Genomic DNA, 20,418 nt, shown 5'->3' on the forward strand with positions numbered 1-20,418 from the left:
TAAAATGATAAAAAAAATTTTAATCACTGGCGGGGCAGGGTTCCTTGGATCTCATTTGGTGGACCATTACCTTGCTGCCGGTGCGCATGTCACTGCCATTGATAATTTATCCGCTGGTAAGCTTGAAAATGTTATTGCCCACAAAGACAATCCAAGATTCACCTTTATTTATGCTGATATTTTAACGTTTAAACATTTAAAAGAACTCATCAGTGAAATGGACTTGGTTTTTGATATGGCTGCTGTCGTTGGGGTATTTAATGTCGTTAAGAATCCAATAAAAACGCTGGATGTGAATGTTGGAATATTAAAAAAATTATTAACAGTGATTGCTGCGTTAAAGAAAAACCCGTATTAATTATTGCCTCATCTTCGGAGGTTTATGGTTCAAGTTCACACTTAATGAAAGAAACGGATCCTGTGGGAGTGGCATCAACAAAAAAAAATCATGCCAGTTATTCTATAAGTAAAATGTATAATGAAATTAATGCGATGGCTTATTATAAGCAAAAGGGTGTGCCCGTTATTATTTTACGTATTTTTAATACCATTGGTCCTCGGCAAAGAGCACGGTATGGTATGGTTGTCCCCACTTTTGTTAAGCAAGCTATGAACAACGAGCCTTTGACAATTTTTGGGGATGGATTACAAACTAGAAGTTTCTGTGATGTAAAAGACTTATGCCGGCAATTGTATGCCTTAATTGAAAACCCTGATAGCATTGGAAGGATTGTAAATGTTGGGAACAGAAAAGAGATCTCTATTTTAGAATTAGCGAAATTAGTAAAAAGTATCACCCAATCGGACTCTGTTTTTGTTTTTAAAGATTTTAACGAGGTTTATGGTGAAAATTATTTGAAGATTCTTCATCGTCAACCCGATCTTAAGCAAATTGAACAGTTGATAGGTTATTCTTGTGAATGGGATATTTCCAATGCCATACAAGATTTGTATCACTATTTAAATAAAAATGCTTAGTTTTTTGTCGTGAAAGAAAAACAAACTTCTCGTCGTTACAATGTTTTTGGCTTTTTTGATTATCGTTTAAAGGGATACGGATATAGATGTTATGCTGAATGCTAGAAATGGATTAATAGTTATTTGTTGTTTATTTCCACTTCTGGGTTACTCTTCTGTACTTTCTGCTACGAATAATCAATCAAACGAATTAAAAAAATTATATCAGGCGAAAAATTATCAAACGGTTATTCGTGTGGGAAATGTTTTATTACTTGAAACTCCTGATAATCCTGACGCTCGTCTTTTCTTGGGTTTGGCTTATTATCAAACAAGGCAATATAACAAAGCGTATGAAATATTAAATACAACCCTGGCTTCTTATCCTGATTATTTGGACGTGAGGCTTGCGCTGATTAACACCTTGTTGGCGCAAAAACGGTATTCTAAAGCCTTTGAAATCATTCAAGAAGGTCTTGAGAGGCACGCAGATGATGTTTCTTTGCAAATGGCTAAAGTAAAACTCATGACCCTGCAGGGGAAAGAGTTGCAGGCGGTAAAAGAATTGAATGACATTTTGAATACTCATCAAAATTATCAACCGGCCATCGACTTGAGAAAAAAACTGATTCATAACGTTCAATTAGATCATCTTAAAAAGTTATATAAAGAAATGGATTATCATGTGGTTATTTCTAAGGGAAGCGTTTTATTACTTCAATCCCCTGATAATTCTGACGTTCGTCTTTTCTTGGGCTTGGCTTATTATCAAACAAGGCAATATAACAAAGCGTATGAAATATTAAATGCAACCCTGGCTTCTTATCCTGATTATTTGGACGTGAGGCTTGCGCTGATTAACACCTTGTTGGCGCAAAAACGGTATTCTAAAGCCTTTGAAATCATTCAAGAAGGTCTTGAGAGGCACGCAGATGATGTTTCTTTGCAAATGGCTAAAGTAAAACTCATGACCCTGCAGGGGAAAGAGTTAGAGGCGGTAAAAGAATTGAATGACATTTTGAATACTCATCAAAATTATCAACCGGCCATCGATTTGAAAAAAAAGCTTACTTTAAAAGCACGACATAAAAAGAAATCGATTAAACGGACCATTGCTAACGATCAAATTCTGACTAAAGAGACTCAATCTCAATACGTTTTTAGTATGTTCACGAATAATATGGATGTCACCATGCCAGCCCAATATTGGAATTATTCATCCGTATCACTTTACCGTCATTCGGAAAATGTCCACTATGGTATTGAGCTTAATTATGCCAATCGATTTAATCACAACGGCATCCAAGGAGGTCTGGTATTTATGCCTAAGCTAAGTCGCAACACCCAGCTTAGATTGGCTTATTTCTCTGCAAATCAACCCGAGTTGTTTCCCGATCACACTGTTTATGGGGAGCTCTATCAGAATGTGTTGGATAACGTCACAGTATCTGGAGGCGGGTATTACCAAAAACTTTCTAATACTTATTTTAATACATACACAGGAAGTATAGATGTCTATGCGAGTCGTTTTTTGTTTAGTTTCAGACCATTATACTATCAAACCAAGTCTGGCCCTGATTCAATATTGTATCGTTTGCACGTACGTTTTTATGCAGATAATCCTGATCAATACGTTGGTCTAATCGGGTACATTGGATCTTCACCAGACTTGTTTAATCTTTTTACCGTTAATTTTTTACGGGTGCGCGAAAAAATTATTATGGCAGAAAGCCAATTTGTGATTAATAAGTCTTTACTATTTCAACTGGGTGGTGGCTATGAAAACCAGCAATTTCCCGATAATCGTGAGCGCGGGTTGTTTTATCTTAATGTCGGACTAAAATATAGGTTTGGCCATGTATAGCACCGATCAGTTGATTGTTATTTATTTTATCAGCGTGGAGTTTTGCTTGGTATTATTATTTATCGTCTTGGTATATTTTATTAAATTCTATAATATTCTTAAGAAAAGAATTATTGAGAAAAAGAGTCAACAGTATGCCATCATGCTCCAAGCGTATGCACAAGATGGCAGAGTGGAACGTTTTTCTCAATTGGATAATTATGAACAGTTATTACTTCAATTAAAAAGTAGCAATTTAACTGAAAAAAAGAAAAAAAACTGATTGCGGCCATTATCTTGCCTAAACTTATTCGTCATATTAAGGCAAACGATTGGAGCAAACGTTATCGATTACTCAGTTGTTTTCGTATCTATCTTGATGAAACGTATTATCCTATACTAACTCAACTGATCCAGGATAGCGTTTCGATTATCAGTATCAATGCTGCTCATATTGGTTATCAAACTAATAATGAAAAAATACATCAAGCCATTTTAACAAGGCTTTTGGTAGAAGATTATGCCAGCCGAACTTTATATATTCGCAATTTTAAAGCCAATCAAGCGATGTGGCCCTTTTTTTTAAACCAACTTGAACAGACTAAAAATACACTCTTAAAAAAAATTATTTACGATATCCTGCATCATACTGGCTGTGATTCCAGGTTTTTTTCGATTGCTAAAGAAGACAGCTTACAAGGTGAGAAAAATACGCAATTAGCGGCCATACGTGTTTTACCTTATACGGGTGATGATAAGGATGTACTGGATGTTTTGAAAATTTTACTTAACAACGACTCATGGCGAGTGAGGAATATTGCTGTTCAATCATTGGCCGTTTTAAACGATCCGGAAATCATCCCACTATTAGCTGATCAGTTAAATGATAAAAATGTTTGGGTTAAAACATCAGCTGCTAAGATGCTAACGTTAACAGGAAACGAAGGTCTGCAGGTGCTCAAGGCGAAAAAAAAGAATGCGCCGAAACAAATTGCAGATTATGCAAGTTATTTTCTTGACATCGCAGAGATTAGAAGAGCGGAAAATGCTTAATTTTATCTCACTGATTAATATTATTATTTTAATTTATTTTATTATCACCGCTTTAATTTATACCGTGCTGTTATTCGGCGCATTCCCAATGATTGTCGGCTATTTTAATTTAAAGGCTTACACGAATTATGAAGACATTGTAGAAAACGAAGATCTTCCTCCTGTTACTGTTATTATCCCCATGTTTAATGAAATAGGGCTTATTAAAGATGCTTTATTAAGTGCTTTAAATTCAAACTATAAAAAATTTTATGTTTTATTGATTAACGATGGTTCTACTGATAATAGCCTTGAATTTTTAATTGAGGAATTTAAGCTTCAAGAGGTCCCGGTAATTATTGATAAAAAAATAAAAACGAAGAAGGTCAAGCGGGCTTTTGTATCAAACGATTACCTAAATTTAATGGTGATTGATAAAGAAAGAGGTGGCAGGGGGGATGCTCTAAATGTTGGTGTGAATATTTGTTTTACTCCTTATTTTTTTTCAATGGACGCCGATTCAGTCATAGCTCCGACCGCACTTGCAAATTTGATGTATGAAATTTTAATTAGACGCAATGGAATTGCTGTCGGGGGGAGTGTTTATATTTTAAATGGATGCAAGGTTCACGACGGTAAAATAGAGCAGTCAAACTTGCCTCGTTCTTACATGGCGGGCATTCAATCGGCTGAATATTTGCGTTCTCATTTGTTTAGTCGAACAGGATGGAATATTTTGGGAGGAACGATGTGCTACTCAGGCACCGCTACTTTATATAATCGTGAGGCAGTGATCAGTGTAGGAGGATTTGACAAAGATAATTATTCTCAAGACTGTGAAATCATTTTAAATCTTCATCGCCGCTTTAGAGAAAAAAGAAACCCTATACCATTAGTTTTAATCCTGTTGCGGCTGTATGGACCGATGTGCCATCGACATTTCGTGCTTTTGCTAAACAACGGGATTATTGGCGTCGCGGGTTACTGCGCTCTGTGTTCAGCCATATGATAATGTTATTTAATTCCAACTATAAAATACAAGGGTTAATTGGATTTCCAGTGTTTCTTTTTTAGAAATTTTAGGGCCCTATGTGGAATTTACGGCCTATTTCACGGTAGGTTTATCTTATTGGTATGGGGTGTTAAATACGATTTCAGCTTTATTATTTATTGTGCTTGCTTGGGGATTTTCTTCTTTCATTACAGTTGCCAACACGTTTATTGGTATTATTACGTTTAATCGCTATCGGCGTAGAAGCGATATCTTAATGATGCTTGCATTCGCAACTTTAGAAACGTTTGGCTTCAGACAATATCATGTCCTTATAAATATTTATGGCACGTTTCGTTATGCCATAAATAGAATGAAAGGTAAGGCATTATAAAGTGGTTTAAGACCCAGTCTTCCTAGTCTCACCAGGCAGAACTAGAAGCCTCAATTTCCTGCACACCGATGCTTTAGAGCCATGTCTTGTAGCCTCAGCCCCACAACTCTGAAGATAGGTTTTAAGAATAGGACAATGGTAAAGCAAGACGCAAAAATGGATTGCAATGTGGTCAGTGAATTCGTGCCAATTAGAGCGATGTCTGCTATTATCTGCGCTGTTTTAAATTTTTATACTGGGGCAGCAGTGTACATCATCACCGGAGGCGGAAGCGGGATTGGCCGGGCGCTCGCACAAGCGTTGGTAAAGCGCGGTAAGTCTGTGCTTGTTATTGGCCGTCGCGAACAGCCTTTAATTGAAACCGCTTCATTCGATGAAAACATTCATTATTTTTGTGCTGATGTATCGACCGCTCATGGTCGTCAATACATCACAGAACAAATAAAAACAAAAGTCCAAGGCCTTATCCATAATGCTGGCGTCATCGAACCTATTGTGCCAATTGCCAATATGGAAGAATCCGTATGGCGACAAGTCATGGCTACCAATGTGGAGGCACCTTTGTTTTTAACGCAATCGTTATGGAAAAACTTGATAAACGGTCGTGTATTACATATTGGGTCAGGTGCTGCCTATTTTCCTGTGGCTGGCTGGAGTGCCTATTGTGTGTCGAAAGCTGCTTTGTCCATGTTGACTCGGTGCAGTCAGCTAGAATATGACGATATAGCGTTTGCCAGTGTTATGCCCGGAATTATTGATACCGACATGCAAGGTGTTATCCGCGATGCAAATCATATGGAACAAGAAAAACTGGAATTTTTTAAACGCTTGAAGCGACAGGGACAATTGCTTGTGCCAGAAACAGTGGCTCTCTTTTTATGTTGGTTATTATTGGATATGGATGACAATCGTTATGTTTCCCAAGAGTGGGATATTTATGATACGGCGCATCATACAGATTGGCTTATTCCTCCACATACAGTACCGACTTGGGAGGAATGAGTGATGGCTGGATGTGACTTATTATTACAGGATGCAACCCTTGTGGATAGACATGGCATGCAGCATACAGAGCAAGCCATAGCCATAGCGAATGGCCGCATCCTTTGGACTGGCTCATTAAGTCAATTGCCACCACACTATCTTAAACAAGCGATCAAAACAGAACATTGCCAGGGAAAACTCATTACGCCAGGACTCATTGATTGTCATACTCATCTCGTTTATGCAGGTCACAGGGCTGATGAATTTAAAAAGCGGCTGGAGGGAGCAACATATGCAGAAATTGCCCGAAGTGGTGGAGGTATTTTATCCACAGTAAAAAAGACACGAGCAGTTTCCGAGGACGTATTATTACAGCAATCATTGCCACGAATTCAGGCATTGGGTGCTGAGGGAGTAACAACCGTAGAAATAAAATCTGGATATGGACTTGATCTGGAGAGTGAATTAAAAATGCTGCGGGTTGCAAAACAACTGGAAAAAATAACCGGGATGCGAGTCTTAACAACGTTTCTAGGGGCTCATGCCATACCGCCAGAATATCATGGCAGAAGCCAGGATTACGTGGATTATTTGTGTCAAGAGGTATTGCCGGCAGTGGTTGAAGCAGGACTTGCTGATGCGGTGGATGTATTTTGCGAATCCATTGCTTTTTCATTAGCACAAACGGAACAATTGTTCCGTCGAGCGCAAGAATTGGAATTACGTGTCAAGTGTCATGCCGAACAGTTATCAAGCATGGGTGCTACAGCACTTGCCGCGCGCTATGGCGCACTGTCTTCTGACCATTTGGAGCATCTGGAGGAGGCGGGCATTGCAGCCATGGCAAAAGCCAATATGGTAGCTGTCTTGCTGCCAGGCGCTTACTATTTTTTGCGTGAAACCCGCAAGCCTCCAATTGAATCATTACGGCAGGCTGGGGTAGGCATGGCCATTGCGACGGATTGTAATCCAGGTTCTTCACCGACGACGTCTCTGTTGCTGATGATGAATATGGCTTGTCAATTTTTTTCATTAACCATCCCGGAGGTATGGAGTGCTGTGACCTATCAGGCAGCGAGGGCCTTAGGAGTTGCTGAGGAAAGGGGGGCGTTAGAAGCTGGAAAACAGGCCGATTTAGTACGTTGGTCAGTTAAAGAATCCGAGCAATTGTGTTATCAGTTTGGTTATCCATGTCCGCATGAACGGATGATCGCGGGTAAATGGCAGCATCCTTCGTGAAGGAATGGTTTTATTTAGAGTCTTAAAACGGATGAAAGTAATTTTGTAAGTCAGTATGAGGTATTAAACATGCAACAGAAATTTCTGGTTGGACTGGTAGTAGGCTTATTTGCACAAATGGCGTTTGCTGTATCCCCGCAGACAGAAAAGATCCAGCAAGAGACGTCTGAATCCATTATTGAAATCAGTTATCCTGCTGAATTTTCTGCACAACGAGTCAATGAAGTAATAACGTCATTTATTCAACATAAAAAAATAATTTTCTTAAGATGGTGAGCAAGGGAGATAATATTCCTGCCAGCGTTACCAGTAAAAACAGTTTATACATTGATTATAAAATACCTTATCAGGAGCACGAGGCCTTAAGTGTCCTGTTTGATACTTCTATATACTATCGAGGCGCGGCTCATCCTTCGCCTGCGTTGATTTCCTTTAATTTTATTCATGGTAAACAAGTGAAGCTGGAGGAATTGTTTATGCCCGACAGCAATTATTTGAATCGCCTGGCGAAGCTTTGCCAAGAAGCTCTCATGAAGAAAAAATTGCCAACGTATGATCTGGTAAAAGAAGGAACAAAACCTAAAAAACAAAATTTTAATACTTGGCATTTCTCTAAAAATGGTTTGGTTATCGTTTTTAATGTTTATCAAGTTGCACCTTATTTTGTTGGCCCACAATACGTTGAATTGCCTCGTAGTGCATTGATTGATGTATTAAACGGCGAAATTGCACAAGCTGTTTGGGGATCTTAATGAGTCGTTCTCTTCCGTTCATTGCTGCTGAGGAAAACATTGCAGAATTAAGCTTGCGAAGCATTGTGTTGGCTGTATTATTAACGTTATTGCTTGCCATGTCTAATGCTTATCTTGCATTAAAATTAGGTATTTTAACGTCTGCTTCTATTCCCGCAGCCATTATTTCCATGGGTATTTTACGTCTATTTAAAAATGCCACCATCTTGGAAAACAATGCGGTGCAAACGGCTGCCTCTGCCGGGGAGGCTGTGGCGGGCGGGATTGTCTATACTATTCCCGCTTTAATTATTATTGGTTATTGGCAGCATTTTGATTATCTGACCAATTTTTTTATAGCCGCTAGTGGCGGAGTTCTTGGTGTGTTGTTTTCCATTCCGTTGCGCCGAATTCTTGTGAATGAAAAAGCATTACGATTTCCAGAAGGACAAGCCATCGCCGAAGTATTAAAAACCTCGGCTGACAAAATTGGTTTGCGAGATCTGGTTTGGGGCGGACTGATTGGCGGTGGACTTGAGTTATTGCAAGTTGGTTTTAAGATTCTTGCAAACAGCTGGAGTTACTGGTTTGTTGTCAAGCGTTCTATTTTTGGTATGGGAGCCGGGTTTTCGGCGACGATGATAGGGGCTGGATATTTGGTTGGCTATGATATGGCCTTGAGTATATTTTTAGGCGCCATCATATCCTGGATCATTGCTCTGCCTATCGTCAGTCAATTTTATCCAGAATTTTTGCTGCATTATCCTGTGGAGAAAGCGGCTCAAGCCTTATGGAACAGTGAAATGCGCTATCTAGGCATCGGTGCCATGCTGTTTGCTGGGATATGGACATTTATCAAATTAATCAAACCGCTATTTCATAGCATGAGAAAGTCATTACGATATTTTCTTGATAAGAATAATCTCACCCTGCAATTACCACGTACGGATAGGGATATTCCCTTACCATTCATTTTCATTGGTGTGCTGATTATTGCGGCCATATTATTTCTTTTTTTCAAATGGTTTTCCCCATGGCACAAGCTGGTTTGGATGGAGATTTTTCTCCATCTCTAGTGTTTGCGATAGTGCTTTATGTACTGATTATAGGCTTTCTTTTTTCAGTGATTACTGCTTATTTTTCCGGTATGGTTGGGGTTACGGCCAGTCCAGGTAGTTCCATTGTGATTGCCGGGATTTTGTTTGCGGCGTGGTTGCTTTTAAGTGTACTGAAACTTGTTGCTTCCTTTCCACTGAGCAGTAAACAATTAATGGCGGCGGAGGCAATTACTATTATTATTGGTTCGGTGGTCACTGGGATTGCCGCCATCGCTAATGATAATACTCAGGATTTAAAAGTTGGCCAATTGGTTGGAGCAACGCCTTGGAAGCAGCAATTAATGTTGCTTTTGGGAGTCTTTATTTCTTCTTTGATCATTCCGCCGGTGATGCAATTGTTGTTTAATGTGTACGGTATTGCTGGCGTTATGCCTCATCCAGGCATGGATATCAGTCAAACACTGCCCGCACCGACCGCGGCCATGCTTTCGGCAGTGACTGAAGCCGTTTTTCGTAATACCTTGCCTTGGATGATGATGTTACTTGGTGCGGCAATCATCATGTTGCTCATTGTCCTTGAACGGCTCTTTAAATTATATCGATGGATTCGCTTGTCAGTCTTAGGCGTTGCTATTGGTATGTATCTTCCTATTTCTTCTTCTTTTCCTCTGTTTATAGGTGGATTGATTGCCATGTATGTCAACTGGCGATTACGTAAAAAAAGATAGAAAAAACAAAAGAAAATAAACATCGGCAAATAGGCACTTTGATTGCCTGTGGATTGGTGGCTGGTTCGGCTTTGATGGATGTTTTCCTGGCTATTCCGTTTTCTCTTTTGCATAGTCCAGATGCTTTAAGACTGGTTGGATCTGCTTGGGATACTTATGGAGTCTTGCTAGGAGTGGCCTCCACCATCCTACTTGCAGCGTGGATAGAGCGACGTGTATGTCGTTAAAAAAGGGTTATATAAGAGTCGTCTGGTTACCGTTTATACGGTAACCAGAGGTTATTATAATGATTCTATGGTTGTCTGATGGTGCAATAATTTTTCGCGTGTCAGTTGAGCTTGAGTTAGTTTTTCCCTTTCCTTGGTAATCACTTCCGGCGGTGCTTTGTCGGTAAATTTTGGATTGTTGAGTTTACTTTCGGCGAGGGCAATATCCTTGTCAAGTTTAGTGATTTCTTTTTCAAGCCGGTTTAATTCTGCCTCCTTATCAATTAACCCAACCATTGGAATGAGTAATTCCATATCGCCAACAACGGCTGATGCAGAAGCAGAAATTTTTTCATCCTGTTTGAGGATGCTTATTTTTGTCAATTTAGCCAGTGACATTAAAATAGTTGAATATTTTTTGATTCTTTTTTGTATTTCCAGTGAAACATGACGAAGATTTAAAGGAATGAGTTTAGCCGGACTAACACCCATTTCGCTGCGTATGGTACGAATGGATTGAATAATCTTTTTCACCCACTCAATTTCTTCTTCAATGGATTCGTTGATTAACTCTTCTTCCACTTGCGGGTAGTGGCTTAACATGATGGTTTCACCATTTTCGCTGGTGAGTTTGGTAATGCGTAGCCAGATTTCTTCAGTGATGAACGGCATCATTGGATGCAATAACTTAAGTATTTGATCTAGAACATGAATTAAAGTCCGGCGCGTGCCGCGTTTCATTGGAGTAAGTACTTCATCATCATAGAGAACTGGTTTTGATAATTCCAGATACCAGTCACAATATTCATGCCATACAAATTCGTAAAGTGTGTTGGCAAGTAAGTCGAAACGGTAGGTTTCAAAATGATGGTGGCAGAGGGATTTTACGTGTTGTAAACGCGAGAGTATCCATTGATCAGCAGGGCTGTATTGAAACGCACCATCACCAAAATCGGCTTGTTCCTCACTGGTATTTAATAGCACATAACGGGAAGCATTCCATAATTTGTTACAGAAATTGCGATAACCTTCTACACGATTCATATCAAATCGTACAGTGCGTGCAGTGGATGCCAAGGAGCAAAAGGTAAAGCGTAAGGCGTCGGTGCCAAAAGCGGCAATCCCATCAGGAAATTGCTTTCTTGTGGCTTTTGCAATTTTATCTCGAACGGAGCCGAGCATTAGATTAGCGGTTCTTTTAGCAATTAAATCATTTAAATTAATCCCATCAATAATATCAATGGGATCAAGAACATTTCCTTTGGATTTCGACATTTTTTTGCCATCGCTGTCGCATACCAAGCCAGTAATGATCACATCTTTAAAAGGAATTTTTCCAGTGAATTTAAGTCCCATCATAATCATGCGGGCAACCCAGAAGAAAATAATGTCAAACCCTGTGAATAAAACGGACGTTGGATAAAATTGTTCAAATTCAGGTGTGCGTTCTGGCCATCCTAAACTTGAAAATGGCCAAAGAGAAGATGAAAACCAAGTGTCTAATACATCTTCATCTTGTTTTAAAGAGACCGTTGGGTCAAGGTTGTATTTGAAGCGCACATCATTTTCACTGTATCCAACATAGACATGTCCTTGATTGTCATACCAGGCTGGAATGCGGTGCCCCCACCATAATTGTCGGCTAATGCACCAATCCTCAATGTTTTCCATCCATTGAAAGTAGGTTTTTGTCCAATTTTCAGGAATGAAACGGATATCGCCTTTTTTAACCGCGTCAATGGCTGGTTGTGCCAATGGCTTGGTTTTGACATACCATTGATCAGTTAATAAGGGCTCAATGACGACATTGGATTTTTCACCGCGAGGTACTTTTAATTTATGAGGTTCAGTTTTGACTAACAAACCCAATTGCTCAAGATCATGAATGATTTGTTCGCGGGCAACAAAGCGATCTATGCCCTGGTATTTGATTGGAGCATTTTTGTTAATGGTTGCCTTTTTAGTCAGTATATTGAGTACTGGAAGTTGGTGGCGTTTTCCTATTTCGTGATCATTGAAATCATGCGCTGGTGTAATTTTAACGCAGCCGCTACCAAATTCCGGGTCTACGTATTCATCGGCAATCACCGGTATGACACGATCGCATAAAGGCAGCTGAACGTATTTACCAATGAGATGCTGGTATCTCGGATCGTTAGGATGAACAGCAACCGCCGTATCTCCCAAGAGTGTTTCTGGACGAGTTGTTGCAATGACCAAAGAGTCGCTTGAATCTGCTAAAGGATAACGTATATGCCAGAGTAAACCGTCTTCTTCTTCTGAAATGACTTCCAAATCCGAGATGGCAGTACCTAGTTTGGGATCCCAGTTAACCAGACGGGTACCGCGATAAATAAGTCCTTCATCATAGAGTTGCACAAATACTTTTTGGACAGCGGCCGATAATCCCTCGTCCATGGTGAATCGTTCTCTTGTCCAGTCTACGGAAGAGCCAATTCGCCGCATCTGGCGAGTAATGGTGTCGCCTGATTCTTCTTTCCATTGCCAAACGCGTTTAAGGAATTGTTCTCGTGACATGTCTTTGCGTGACAAGCCTTCTTTATCCAGTTGACCTTCAACGATGAGCTGAGTTGATATTCCAGCATGATCCGTTCCCGGTTGCCATAAAGTTTTTGATCCCAGCATACGTTGATAGCGTATCAGCGTATCAATAAGCGTATGTTGAAAACCATGCCCCATATGCAAACTTCCAGTCACATTGGGGGGCGGTAACATGATGCAAAAATGTTTGCCTTCACCACGGGGTTCAAAATAATGGTGGCTTTCCCAACGTTTGTAACATGCTTGCTCTATGGCGTGTGGAGAATAAGTCTTATCCATGGGCTCAATCTGTATGGTTGAAAAGCGCGGATTTTAACATATTCGCTTCATGTTTCGTACCCGCATGCGGTCATTCACGCTTCCTTTTTAAGGAGGCGTGGAATAAGAACCTGGTTTCAGGTTCTAAATTATTTGTTTAAGGGGACGTCGGAAGAGATTTGTGCAAGGTATGGTTATCCTCTGGATGTTCAAAATCATGGCGATGATCTGCAGCGAGGTAAGTGTACATGGTGGGAACAACAAAGAGGGTAAAACAGGTACCCATTAATAATCCGGCTGAGATCACCAAACCAATATCGAAGCGACTGACTGCTCCTGCGCCAGAAGCGATGAGGAGTGGTACGACACCAAATACCATGGCGGCCGTAGTCATTAAGATAGGACGCAGACGAATCCCGGCAGCTTCTTCAACGGCAGCTCTTTTGTCTAGATTTTTTCCCGTTGTAGGTGATTGGCAAAATCTACAATTAAAATGCCATGTTTACTGATTAAACCGATTAAGGTAATCAAACCAACTTGAGTATAGATATTGATGCTGGCGGCGCCTAAATTCAAGGGGATTAAAGCCCCACAAATGGACATGGGCACACTGATTAAAATAATCAAGGGATCACGGAAACTTTCATATTGGGCAGAAAGGACAAGAAAAATAACAAGAATTGCCATGAAAAAGGCGATAATCAATGTATTACCTTCCTGAATAAATTGTCGAGATTGACCACCATAATCATAATCAAATCCTTTGGGTAACAGATTGGCAGCTTCTTCTTGTAAGAAATTTAAACCTTGTCCCATGGTAATGCCAGGCATCATCACCCCTTGTATGGTTGCAGAGTTCATCTGCTGGAAGTGCGTTAAGGCATTCGGTTGCGTTTTTGCGACAGGGCTGGCGACGGTTGACAGTGGAACCATAGTCCCACTTGCCGTACGAACATAAATATTACCCAACTGTTTGGTGGTTAAACGAAACCGTCGATCCAGTTGTGGAATAACTTGATAACTACGGCCTTGCAAATCAAAAAAGTTAACATATCCTCCGGATAAGGCGCTGGCCAGGCTACTGCCAATAGTTTGCATGTCCAAGCCCAAATCGGCCGCTTTAGATCGATTGATTTCCAATTCAATTTCCGGTTGATTAAACCTTAGACTATTATCAAGATAAATGAATAAGCCACTGTTTTTTGCTTTGTCCAGAAGCTTGTTTGACACTTCGTACAAACTTTGAAAATCATTGGTTGTTTTAATGACAAACTGAATGGGAGTACCACCACCTCCACCGGGCAACGGAGGAGGAATCACGGCAAATGTTTTTAAACCGGCTATCTCATCCAGTTTATTTTGTAACGGTGCTTTCATAACAAACTGGCTTTGACGTTGACCCCATGGTTTTAATACCATGCCTGACATGGGAGAGTTTGAGTTAATATTGAAATAATGCGCCGTTTCCGGGAAGCTTTGATAAATTTTTTCAAAGGACTTTGTAAAAGCTTCCACATAATTTAATGTGGCGTATTGTGGTGCGGTAGCAACAACAAAGAAAAATCCTTGATCTTCTTCAGGGGCAGTTTCTTGTGCGGTTTTTGTGTACAAATAAGGCAGCATGAGCAAAACAACGGCGGCAAACAACAAAATAATGGCTCGAGTGTCAAGCAGACCGTGCAAGGCTTTTTGATAGCGAATTTTTAAGCGACCAAAAAAATCATCAAGAAATTTAACAAACCGCCCACTGTTCATTTCGGCTGAAAGAATTTTGGAGCACATCATTGGTGATAAAGTCAGCGCAATGATTCCCGAGATAATAACGGCACAGGCCAGTGAAAATGCAAACTCTTTAAATAATGCACCGGTAAGCCCTTGCATAAAACCAATGGGTGCATACACGGCAGCCAGAGTTATGGTCATGGCAATAACCGGGGTAGCAATTTCACGAGCACCGATGAGGGCGGCTTCAAAAGGCGTTTTACCCTCCTCAATATGACGATGAATATTTTCTACCACGACGATTGCATCATCAACAACAAGACCAATTGCGAGAACAAACGCAAGCAGCGTGAGCAGGTTGATGGAATATCCTAAAAACATCATTAACGTACACACCCCAATTAATGATAGTGGAATGGTAACGATGGGAATTAATACGGAGCGCAAGGAACCCAAGAAGAGGAAAATAACAACAATGACAATGAGCGCTGCTTCAACAATTGTGGTGACAACTTCATCAATGGACTCTCTAATGAATTCAGTGGCATCATAAACAATGGTTCCTGTCAGTGAAGGCGGAAATTGTTTTTGAATGGCAGGAAATTGCTTGCGCACCTCTTTAATAACCGATAATGGGTTTGCCGAAGGGGTTGGAGTAATGCCAATAAACACGGCTTTTTTGCCATCGAAGGTAACGGAGGAATCATAATTTTGTGAACCCAATTCAACTTTAGCAATGTCTTTCAGACGAATGATTGAATTTTTGTCGCTGCGAACAATCAATTGCTTAAACTCTTCTGTATTGCTTAGGTTTGTTTTGGCTCTGATATTAATTGCTACGTATTCTCCTTTCGTGTTGCCGGCGGCAGTTAAAAAATTATTATTGGCTAATATCCGAAAAACATCCGCTGGGGCGACGTTTAAGGCAGCCATTTTGATAGGATCCAGGAATACCCTCATCGAGTAGGTTTGTCCTCCCAAAATTTCTGCCGTTGCCACGCCATCAATGGTTTCCAATTGTGGCTGGACAACACGAATGGCATAGTCTGTGATTTGTTGAGGGGTCATTTCAATGCTGTCAAGACTGATGTATAGCAGTGCTGTGGAGGTATCAGAACTTTTGATGATGACGGGTTGTTGTGACTCAGGAGGCAACTGATTTAAAGTTTGTTGCACTTTACTCATCACATCGGTAAATGCAACTTGTGGATCAAAATTTAGTTTGATGTTTAAAGTAATCGTACTGACGCCCTGAGTACTTGAAGACGTCATGTAATCAATGCCTTCTGCGCTGGCAACAGCGGATTCGAGTGGGGTGGTAATAAAACCGGCAATTAAATTGGCGTCAGCCCCCGGATAGGCGGTTGTGACGGTGATCACCGTGTTATCCATACGAGGGTATTGTCGTACCTGCATCCGGGTTATAGAACTGATACCAAACAGGAGGATCAATAGGCTTACCACCGTAGCAAGCACAGGGCGTTCGATAAATAAATCAGTAAATTTCATTTGCCGTCCTGATAAATCGGGTCGTTATGTAATTGCCGTTATTCACTCAAGGTACTAAGATCCATGGTGTCTTTTAATACCACATCATTATTGATGACAACCCGGGTGTCATTTTGTAGCTTTAGCTCGCCTGAACTGACCACCATGTCACCGGCTTTGACACCGCTCTTAATAACGGTGTAGTTACCTTGTTGGTCGCCTGTGGTTACAAAAACACGTTTTACTCGCAAAATGTCTTTGCCATCCTGGTCTTTTGTACTTTCTTCATCTTTTTTGATGACATAAACGGAATTGCCATAAAGACTGTATGAAATGGCAGTCGTTGGTAATACAACCACGTTGGGTATTTTGGGTTGTTCGACTTCAATGGCAGCAAACATGCCTGGAATGAAATTAAATTCCACCACCTTATTACTAATATTCAGGTTGCTGTCGCAAGTAATGAGCAATTTATTATCGTATTTTTGTTTCTTTGCTGTGATCAACGAGGAATGCAGAGGATTGGTCAGTGCCTTAACAGGACAATTAGGGACGGTCGCTTGCACCAGAATATTATGAGTATTAATGTCAACCTTTGAGTTAATGGCCGTTATTTTGCCTTCAAATAATAAGCCTGGGCTTTGTTCTACAGATAAGGTAATTTTTTGATTGAGATGGAGACGTTTTAACAAATTTTCGGGGAGATAAAATTCCAGGAAGAGAGGATCCATGGATTGCAACGTTACAATGGATGTTTGTCCAGGTGTTATGTATTGTCCAAGATTCACTTGTCGAATACCTAATTGCCCGGAAAAAGGGGCGGCGATATGTTTTTGACGAATGATGGCTTCGGTTTTTTCTACGTCGGCCTGTGCTTGCACCAATTTCGCTTTGGCCGCATCAAGGCTGGAAATTGGGGTGGCACCGCGCTTGAATAAATCTTCTTGCCGTTTAAAGTTAATTTGCTGAAGAGTTAATTCAGATTGATTAAACTTCAAGGTCGCTTGATCGACCGTATCATCAATATCAATTAAGGGCTTGTCTTTTGCGACGAACTGGCCTGAATCAAAATGAATGGCGACAACATTGCCCGAGGCTTCAGAATTCACATCAACCCCATTCATGGCAACGAAATTTCCTACGGCTGCAATAGCTGGTTCCCAGGAGCGTTCTACTGCGGTAACCGAGGAAACAGTGACAGCTGGAGGTTCATAGTGGGCAAAAAATCGCTTCATCATATAGGCTTTAAACAGGTTAAAGCTCATGATTCCGCCAAAGACAACGCTTAAGGCAATGATCATGACGATCATGCGTTTTTTCATCTTATTCATTTCTCAAGATTATCCTATCAACACAAAGCTGCATTCATCGCAAGCGAGAACCACTCAAAGTGGTTGATTTCTTAATTAAAAATGGTCAAAAGATATTAAAACAGACGGCAAGCAGTATAACATAAATAACGGTCGGGTATAGTCTGGAGGCTGGTCCCGTAGGATAGATAAAAATCTTGTTGACTAAATTAATGACTTTGTTACCATTCAGCTTCCAATTCATGCCAAGGATCATTTTATGAAACTTAAGTCGTTCGTGTTTCTTTGCTTCATGGGGGTATTTGCTTCTGCGTTTGCAAATAATCAGCATGAGCATCCAAAAGCGCACAGCACCGAAGTAAAACGTACGCAAAAAAGCGTTGCATGGCCAGGTCCGTGTGAAATTGAAATTATAAACCGTAGCTATGATACCGTGCAGGTCTATGGTGAATTTGATGATGGGGAATGGTTACGATTCAATATACCTCCTTACGATGCTCCTCATCGTATTTCCCTTTTTTACTACGGTTATTGTCACTATGACATGTTCCTGACGATTGATACATTTAGTGGTTATCGAGTCTATTCAGGTTACCCGTCTATTAGAACAATCATTGAAGTATTCCCATACTTGGGTAAGCAATTAAAGGCGGAAGTTAAAGCCAAATAAGTCCATGCTACGCCATTTTCTCATCCATCAAGCCCGTTACCGCTTTTACAGAAACGGGTTTGATGGATTTATGCCTCTGAAAATAGTTTGTTTTTCATCCAGATTATCTATTTTTTCCAGCGCACGTCATTGACAGCATTTTAACATGACGCATGCATTGCAATATGCTAGTCTTGATAAGTTTAATAAAAAGGGAGCCAATCATTTTGAGAGTATTAAAATTGATAACAATCACAGCGCTTGCTTTAGTTATCATCGCCTGCGTGGCGACTCCCCAACAGGAAAGTACGGGAGAATATCTCGACAGTTCGGTAATTACCGGCAAAGTTAAAGCAAAATTACTTGATAATCTTGGTTCAGAGGGATTTGCAGTTAAGGTAAAAACTTATAAGGATGAGGTTCAATTAAGTGGTTTTGTTGACAATACAGAGATTAAACAGCGAGCGGGCATCATTGCTACGAGTGTAGAAGATGTCAAGCGAGTTCGTAACGATCTTATTATAAAGTAAAAGGCTCGACTATGTTTAATGCAAATTGCAACATTGCAACATTTGATAATGAGTTATGGCAAGCGATGGAAGCAGAGAGCCGTCGTCAGGAAGAGCATATTGAATTAATTGCGTCAGAAAATTATGCAAGTCCCAGGGTAATGGAAGCTCAAGGCTCTGTGCTTACCAACAAATATGCTGAAGGTTATCCAGGGAAACGTTATTATGGTGGTTGTGAGCATGTGGATGTCGTGGAAGCATTGGCAATTGCGCGTGCAAAACAATTATTTTCTGCCGATTTTGCCAATGTTCAGCCTCATTCTGGTTCCCAAGCGAATGCTGCGGCGATGATGGCTCTGCTGGAGCCTGGTGATTTGATTCTTGGAATGGCTTTGCCTCATGGTGGGCATTTGACTCATGGTTCTCAAGTTAACTTTTCTGGCAAGATTTACCGTTCTTTGCAATATGGTTTGGATGTACACACAGGGCAGATTGATTATGATGCTATGGAAGCATTGGCAATAGAACATCAACCTAAAATGATTATTGCCGGGTTCTCTGCCTATTCCCAGATTTTAGATTGGGCGCGCTTTCGAGCTATTGCAGATAGGATTGGTGCTTATCTTTTAGTGGATATGGCTCATGTTGCGGGGTTGGTTGCGGCTGGTGTTTACCCATCGCCCATTCCTTATGCTGATGTGGTGACTACAACGACGCATAAGACTTTAAGAGGTCCTCGTGGAGGACTTATCCTGGCAAAAGCTAACGAACTCATTGAAAAAAAATTAAATTCAGCCGTTTTTCCTGGTGTCCAGGGTGGCCCATTGATGCATATCATTGCCGCCAAGGCCATTGCTTTGGCCGAAGCTTTACAACCAGAATTTAAAATTTATCAGCAACAAGTGCTGGCTAATGCGAAAACTATGGCTTCTGTCCTTATGGAGCGTGGGCATAAGATCGTTTCTGGTGGCACCGAAAATCATCTTATCCTATTGGATTTGATTGATAAAAATATAACAGGAAAAGAAGCGGATGCTGCGTTGGGGCGGGCAAACATTACTGTGAATAAAAATTCTGTGCCCAATGACCCGCGTTCACCGTTTGTAACCAGTGGTCTTCGTTTAGGTACGCCAGCGGTAACGACGCGAGGATTTAAAGAACGTGAAATTCGCCTGTTAACTGACTGGATTGCGGATATTTTGCAGAATGTGAATGATGAATCTGTGATTGTAAGTGTTAAAAAACAAGTATTGCATTTGTGCAGTGAATTTCCAGTTTATCGTGGTTGAGATATGTATTGTCCATTTTGTCATGCGGAAGACACTAAAGTTGTCGATTCTCGCCTTGTCGCCGAAGGTGCGCAAGTGCGCAGAAGGCGGCAATGCCTGATTTGTCACGAACGTTTTACTACGTTTGAAACTGCGGAATTAATCATGCCGGTTATGATTAAACGTGATGGCCGGCGTGAAGCATTTAATGTTGAAAATTTACGCGCTGGAATGTTGCGTGCTTTAGAAAAAAGACCAGTTAGTGTTGATGATTTGGAAAACGCAATTGCGGCTATTTTGCAAAAGATACGTCGCAGAGGTGAGCGTGAGATCGAGTCTCGCCAAGTCGGAGAATGGGTAATGGAACAGTTATATCGTCTGGATCATGTTGCTTATGTTCGATTTGCGTCTGTATATAAGCGCTTTAAGGATGTCAGTGAATTCAGGCAAACGATTGATCAAATTAAAGATGATGCATCCTCATGAGGT

At 40.6% G+C, this 20,418-nt stretch carries 15 protein-coding genes and 3 pseudogenes; 15 read left to right on the top strand and 3 right to left on the bottom strand.

Annotated features, from left to right (window positions below; genetic code table 11):
- Positions 1–4: 4 nt before the first annotated feature.
- From LOA_RS13665 to LOA_RS16165, 11 genes and pseudogenes are all read left to right on the top strand, one after another.
- A pseudogene (locus tag LOA_RS13665) lies at positions 5–978 on the top strand (NAD-dependent epimerase/dehydratase family protein).
- A gap of 91 nt (positions 979–1,069) precedes the next feature.
- Positions 1,070–2,821 carry a tetratricopeptide repeat protein gene (locus tag LOA_RS04480; protein WP_025385315.1) on the top strand — a complete coding sequence of 584 codons (1,752 nt, stop codon included), beginning with the start codon at positions 1,070–1,072 and terminating at the stop codon, positions 2,819–2,821.
- Complete coding sequence (locus LOA_RS04485) at positions 2,814–3,083, top strand: hypothetical protein (protein ID WP_025385316.1); 270 nt, start codon at positions 2,814–2,816, stop codon at positions 3,081–3,083. Before LOA_RS04480 ends, LOA_RS04485 begins: the two co-directional genes overlap by 8 nt.
- 14 nt (positions 3,084–3,097) lie before the next feature.
- Complete coding sequence (locus LOA_RS04490; RefSeq protein WP_025385317.1) at positions 3,098–3,853, top strand: HEAT repeat domain-containing protein; 756 nt, start codon at positions 3,098–3,100, stop codon at positions 3,851–3,853.
- Positions 3,801–4,841 (top strand): glycosyltransferase family 2 protein, encoded by a 1,041-nt coding sequence (locus LOA_RS04495; protein WP_158423017.1) that lies wholly within the window; start codon positions 3,801–3,803, stop codon positions 4,839–4,841. Before LOA_RS04490 ends, LOA_RS04495 begins: the two co-directional genes overlap by 53 nt.
- Before the next feature lie 82 nt (positions 4,842–4,923).
- Positions 4,924–5,217, top strand: a complete 294-nt coding sequence (locus LOA_RS04500) for a hypothetical protein (RefSeq protein WP_025385319.1) — start codon at positions 4,924–4,926, stop codon at positions 5,215–5,217.
- A 198-nt stretch (positions 5,218–5,415) separates the two neighbouring features.
- Positions 5,416–6,219 (top strand): SDR family NAD(P)-dependent oxidoreductase, encoded by an 804-nt coding sequence (locus LOA_RS04505; RefSeq protein ID WP_172581596.1) that lies wholly within the window; start codon positions 5,416–5,418, stop codon positions 6,217–6,219.
- Between the two features lie 3 nt (positions 6,220–6,222).
- The gene (gene hutI, locus LOA_RS04510) at positions 6,223–7,440 is read left to right on the top strand and encodes an imidazolonepropionase (protein WP_025385321.1); all 1,218 of its coding nucleotides are present in this window, start codon (positions 6,223–6,225) and stop codon (positions 7,438–7,440) included.
- Positions 7,441–7,509: 69 nt separating this feature from the next.
- Positions 7,510–7,716 carry a hypothetical protein gene (locus LOA_RS13670; RefSeq protein ID WP_052335889.1) on the top strand — a complete coding sequence of 69 codons (207 nt, stop codon included), beginning with the start codon at positions 7,510–7,512 and terminating at the stop codon, positions 7,714–7,716.
- On the top strand, positions 7,710–8,192 hold the full coding sequence (locus LOA_RS04515; RefSeq protein WP_052335890.1) for an RsiV family protein: 483 nt from the start codon (positions 7,710–7,712) through the stop codon (positions 8,190–8,192). The genes LOA_RS13670 and LOA_RS04515 overlap by 7 nt, the downstream gene beginning before the upstream one ends.
- Positions 8,192–10,184: pseudogene (locus LOA_RS16165) on the top strand (OPT family oligopeptide transporter). The gene LOA_RS04515 and the pseudogene LOA_RS16165 overlap by 1 nt, the downstream one beginning before the upstream one ends.
- A gap of 54 nt (positions 10,185–10,238) precedes the next feature.
- On the opposite strand, the gene LOA_RS04525 reads toward LOA_RS16165, so the two are convergent.
- From LOA_RS04525 to LOA_RS04535, 3 genes and pseudogenes are all read right to left on the bottom strand, one after another.
- Complete coding sequence (locus LOA_RS04525) at positions 10,239–13,004, bottom strand: valine--tRNA ligase (RefSeq protein ID WP_025385322.1); 2,766 nt, start codon at positions 13,002–13,004, stop codon at positions 10,239–10,241.
- A gap of 136 nt (positions 13,005–13,140) precedes the next feature.
- Positions 13,141–16,214, bottom strand: a pseudogene (locus LOA_RS04530) (efflux RND transporter permease subunit).
- Positions 16,215–16,252: 38 nt separating this feature from the next.
- Positions 16,253–17,515: an efflux RND transporter periplasmic adaptor subunit gene (locus LOA_RS04535; protein ID WP_025385323.1), complete on the bottom strand. Its 1,263-nt coding sequence runs from the start codon at positions 17,513–17,515 to the stop codon at positions 16,253–16,255.
- 247 nt (positions 17,516–17,762) lie between these two features.
- On the opposite strand from LOA_RS04535, the gene LOA_RS04540 reads away from it, so the two are divergent.
- The 4 genes from LOA_RS04540 (at position 17,763) to nrdR (ending at position 20,415) form a co-directional block, all read left to right on the top strand.
- Positions 17,763–18,173 carry a hypothetical protein gene (locus tag LOA_RS04540; protein WP_025385324.1) on the top strand — a complete coding sequence of 137 codons (411 nt, stop codon included), beginning with the start codon at positions 17,763–17,765 and terminating at the stop codon, positions 18,171–18,173.
- Between the two features lie 203 nt (positions 18,174–18,376).
- Positions 18,377–18,682, top strand: a complete 306-nt coding sequence (locus LOA_RS04545) for a BON domain-containing protein (protein ID WP_025385325.1) — start codon at positions 18,377–18,379, stop codon at positions 18,680–18,682.
- Between the two features lie 11 nt (positions 18,683–18,693).
- On the top strand, positions 18,694–19,950 hold the full coding sequence (gene glyA / locus LOA_RS04550) for a serine hydroxymethyltransferase (RefSeq protein ID WP_025385326.1): 1,257 nt from the start codon (positions 18,694–18,696) through the stop codon (positions 19,948–19,950).
- Positions 19,951–19,953: 3 nt separating this feature from the next.
- Positions 19,954–20,415 (top strand): transcriptional regulator NrdR, encoded by a 462-nt coding sequence (gene nrdR / locus LOA_RS04555; RefSeq protein ID WP_025385327.1) that lies wholly within the window; start codon positions 19,954–19,956, stop codon positions 20,413–20,415.
- Positions 20,416–20,418: the final 3 nt, after the last annotated feature.

Origin of the sequence: Legionella oakridgensis ATCC 33761 = DSM 21215 (genome assembly GCF_000512355.1) — a bacterium.
In the GTDB taxonomy this organism is placed as follows: Bacteria; Pseudomonadota; Gammaproteobacteria; order Legionellales; family Legionellaceae; genus Legionella_A; species Legionella_A oakridgensis.

Bases quoted from the DNA above. Each gene is read 5' to 3' on its own strand.
- LOA_RS04480 (WP_025385315.1), top strand. From the start codon at position 1,070: ATGCTGAATGCTAGAAATGGATTAATAGTTATTTGTTGTTTATTTCCA.
- LOA_RS04485 (WP_025385316.1), top strand. From the start codon at position 2,814: ATGTATAGCACCGATCAGTTGATTGTTATTTATTTTATCAGCGTGGAG.
- LOA_RS04495 (WP_158423017.1), top strand. From the start codon at position 3,801: ATGCAAGTTATTTTCTTGACATCGCAGAGATTAGAAGAGCGGAAAATG.
- LOA_RS04505 (WP_172581596.1), top strand. From the start codon at position 5,416: ATGTCTGCTATTATCTGCGCTGTTTTAAATTTTTATACTGGGGCAGCA.
- hutI (WP_025385321.1), top strand. From the start codon at position 6,223: ATGGCTGGATGTGACTTATTATTACAGGATGCAACCCTTGTGGATAGA.
- LOA_RS13670 (WP_052335889.1), top strand. From the start codon at position 7,510: ATGCAACAGAAATTTCTGGTTGGACTGGTAGTAGGCTTATTTGCACAA.
- LOA_RS04515 (WP_052335890.1), top strand. From the start codon at position 7,710: ATGGTGAGCAAGGGAGATAATATTCCTGCCAGCGTTACCAGTAAAAAC.
- LOA_RS04525 (WP_025385322.1), bottom strand. From the start codon at position 13,004: ATGGATAAGACTTATTCTCCACACGCCATAGAGCAAGCATGTTACAAA.
- LOA_RS04535 (WP_025385323.1), bottom strand. From the start codon at position 17,515: ATGAAAAAACGCATGATCGTCATGATCATTGCCTTAAGCGTTGTCTTT.
- LOA_RS04540 (WP_025385324.1), top strand. From the start codon at position 17,763: ATGAAACTTAAGTCGTTCGTGTTTCTTTGCTTCATGGGGGTATTTGCT.
- glyA (WP_025385326.1), top strand. From the start codon at position 18,694: ATGTTTAATGCAAATTGCAACATTGCAACATTTGATAATGAGTTATGG.
- nrdR (WP_025385327.1), top strand. From the start codon at position 19,954: ATGTATTGTCCATTTTGTCATGCGGAAGACACTAAAGTTGTCGATTCT.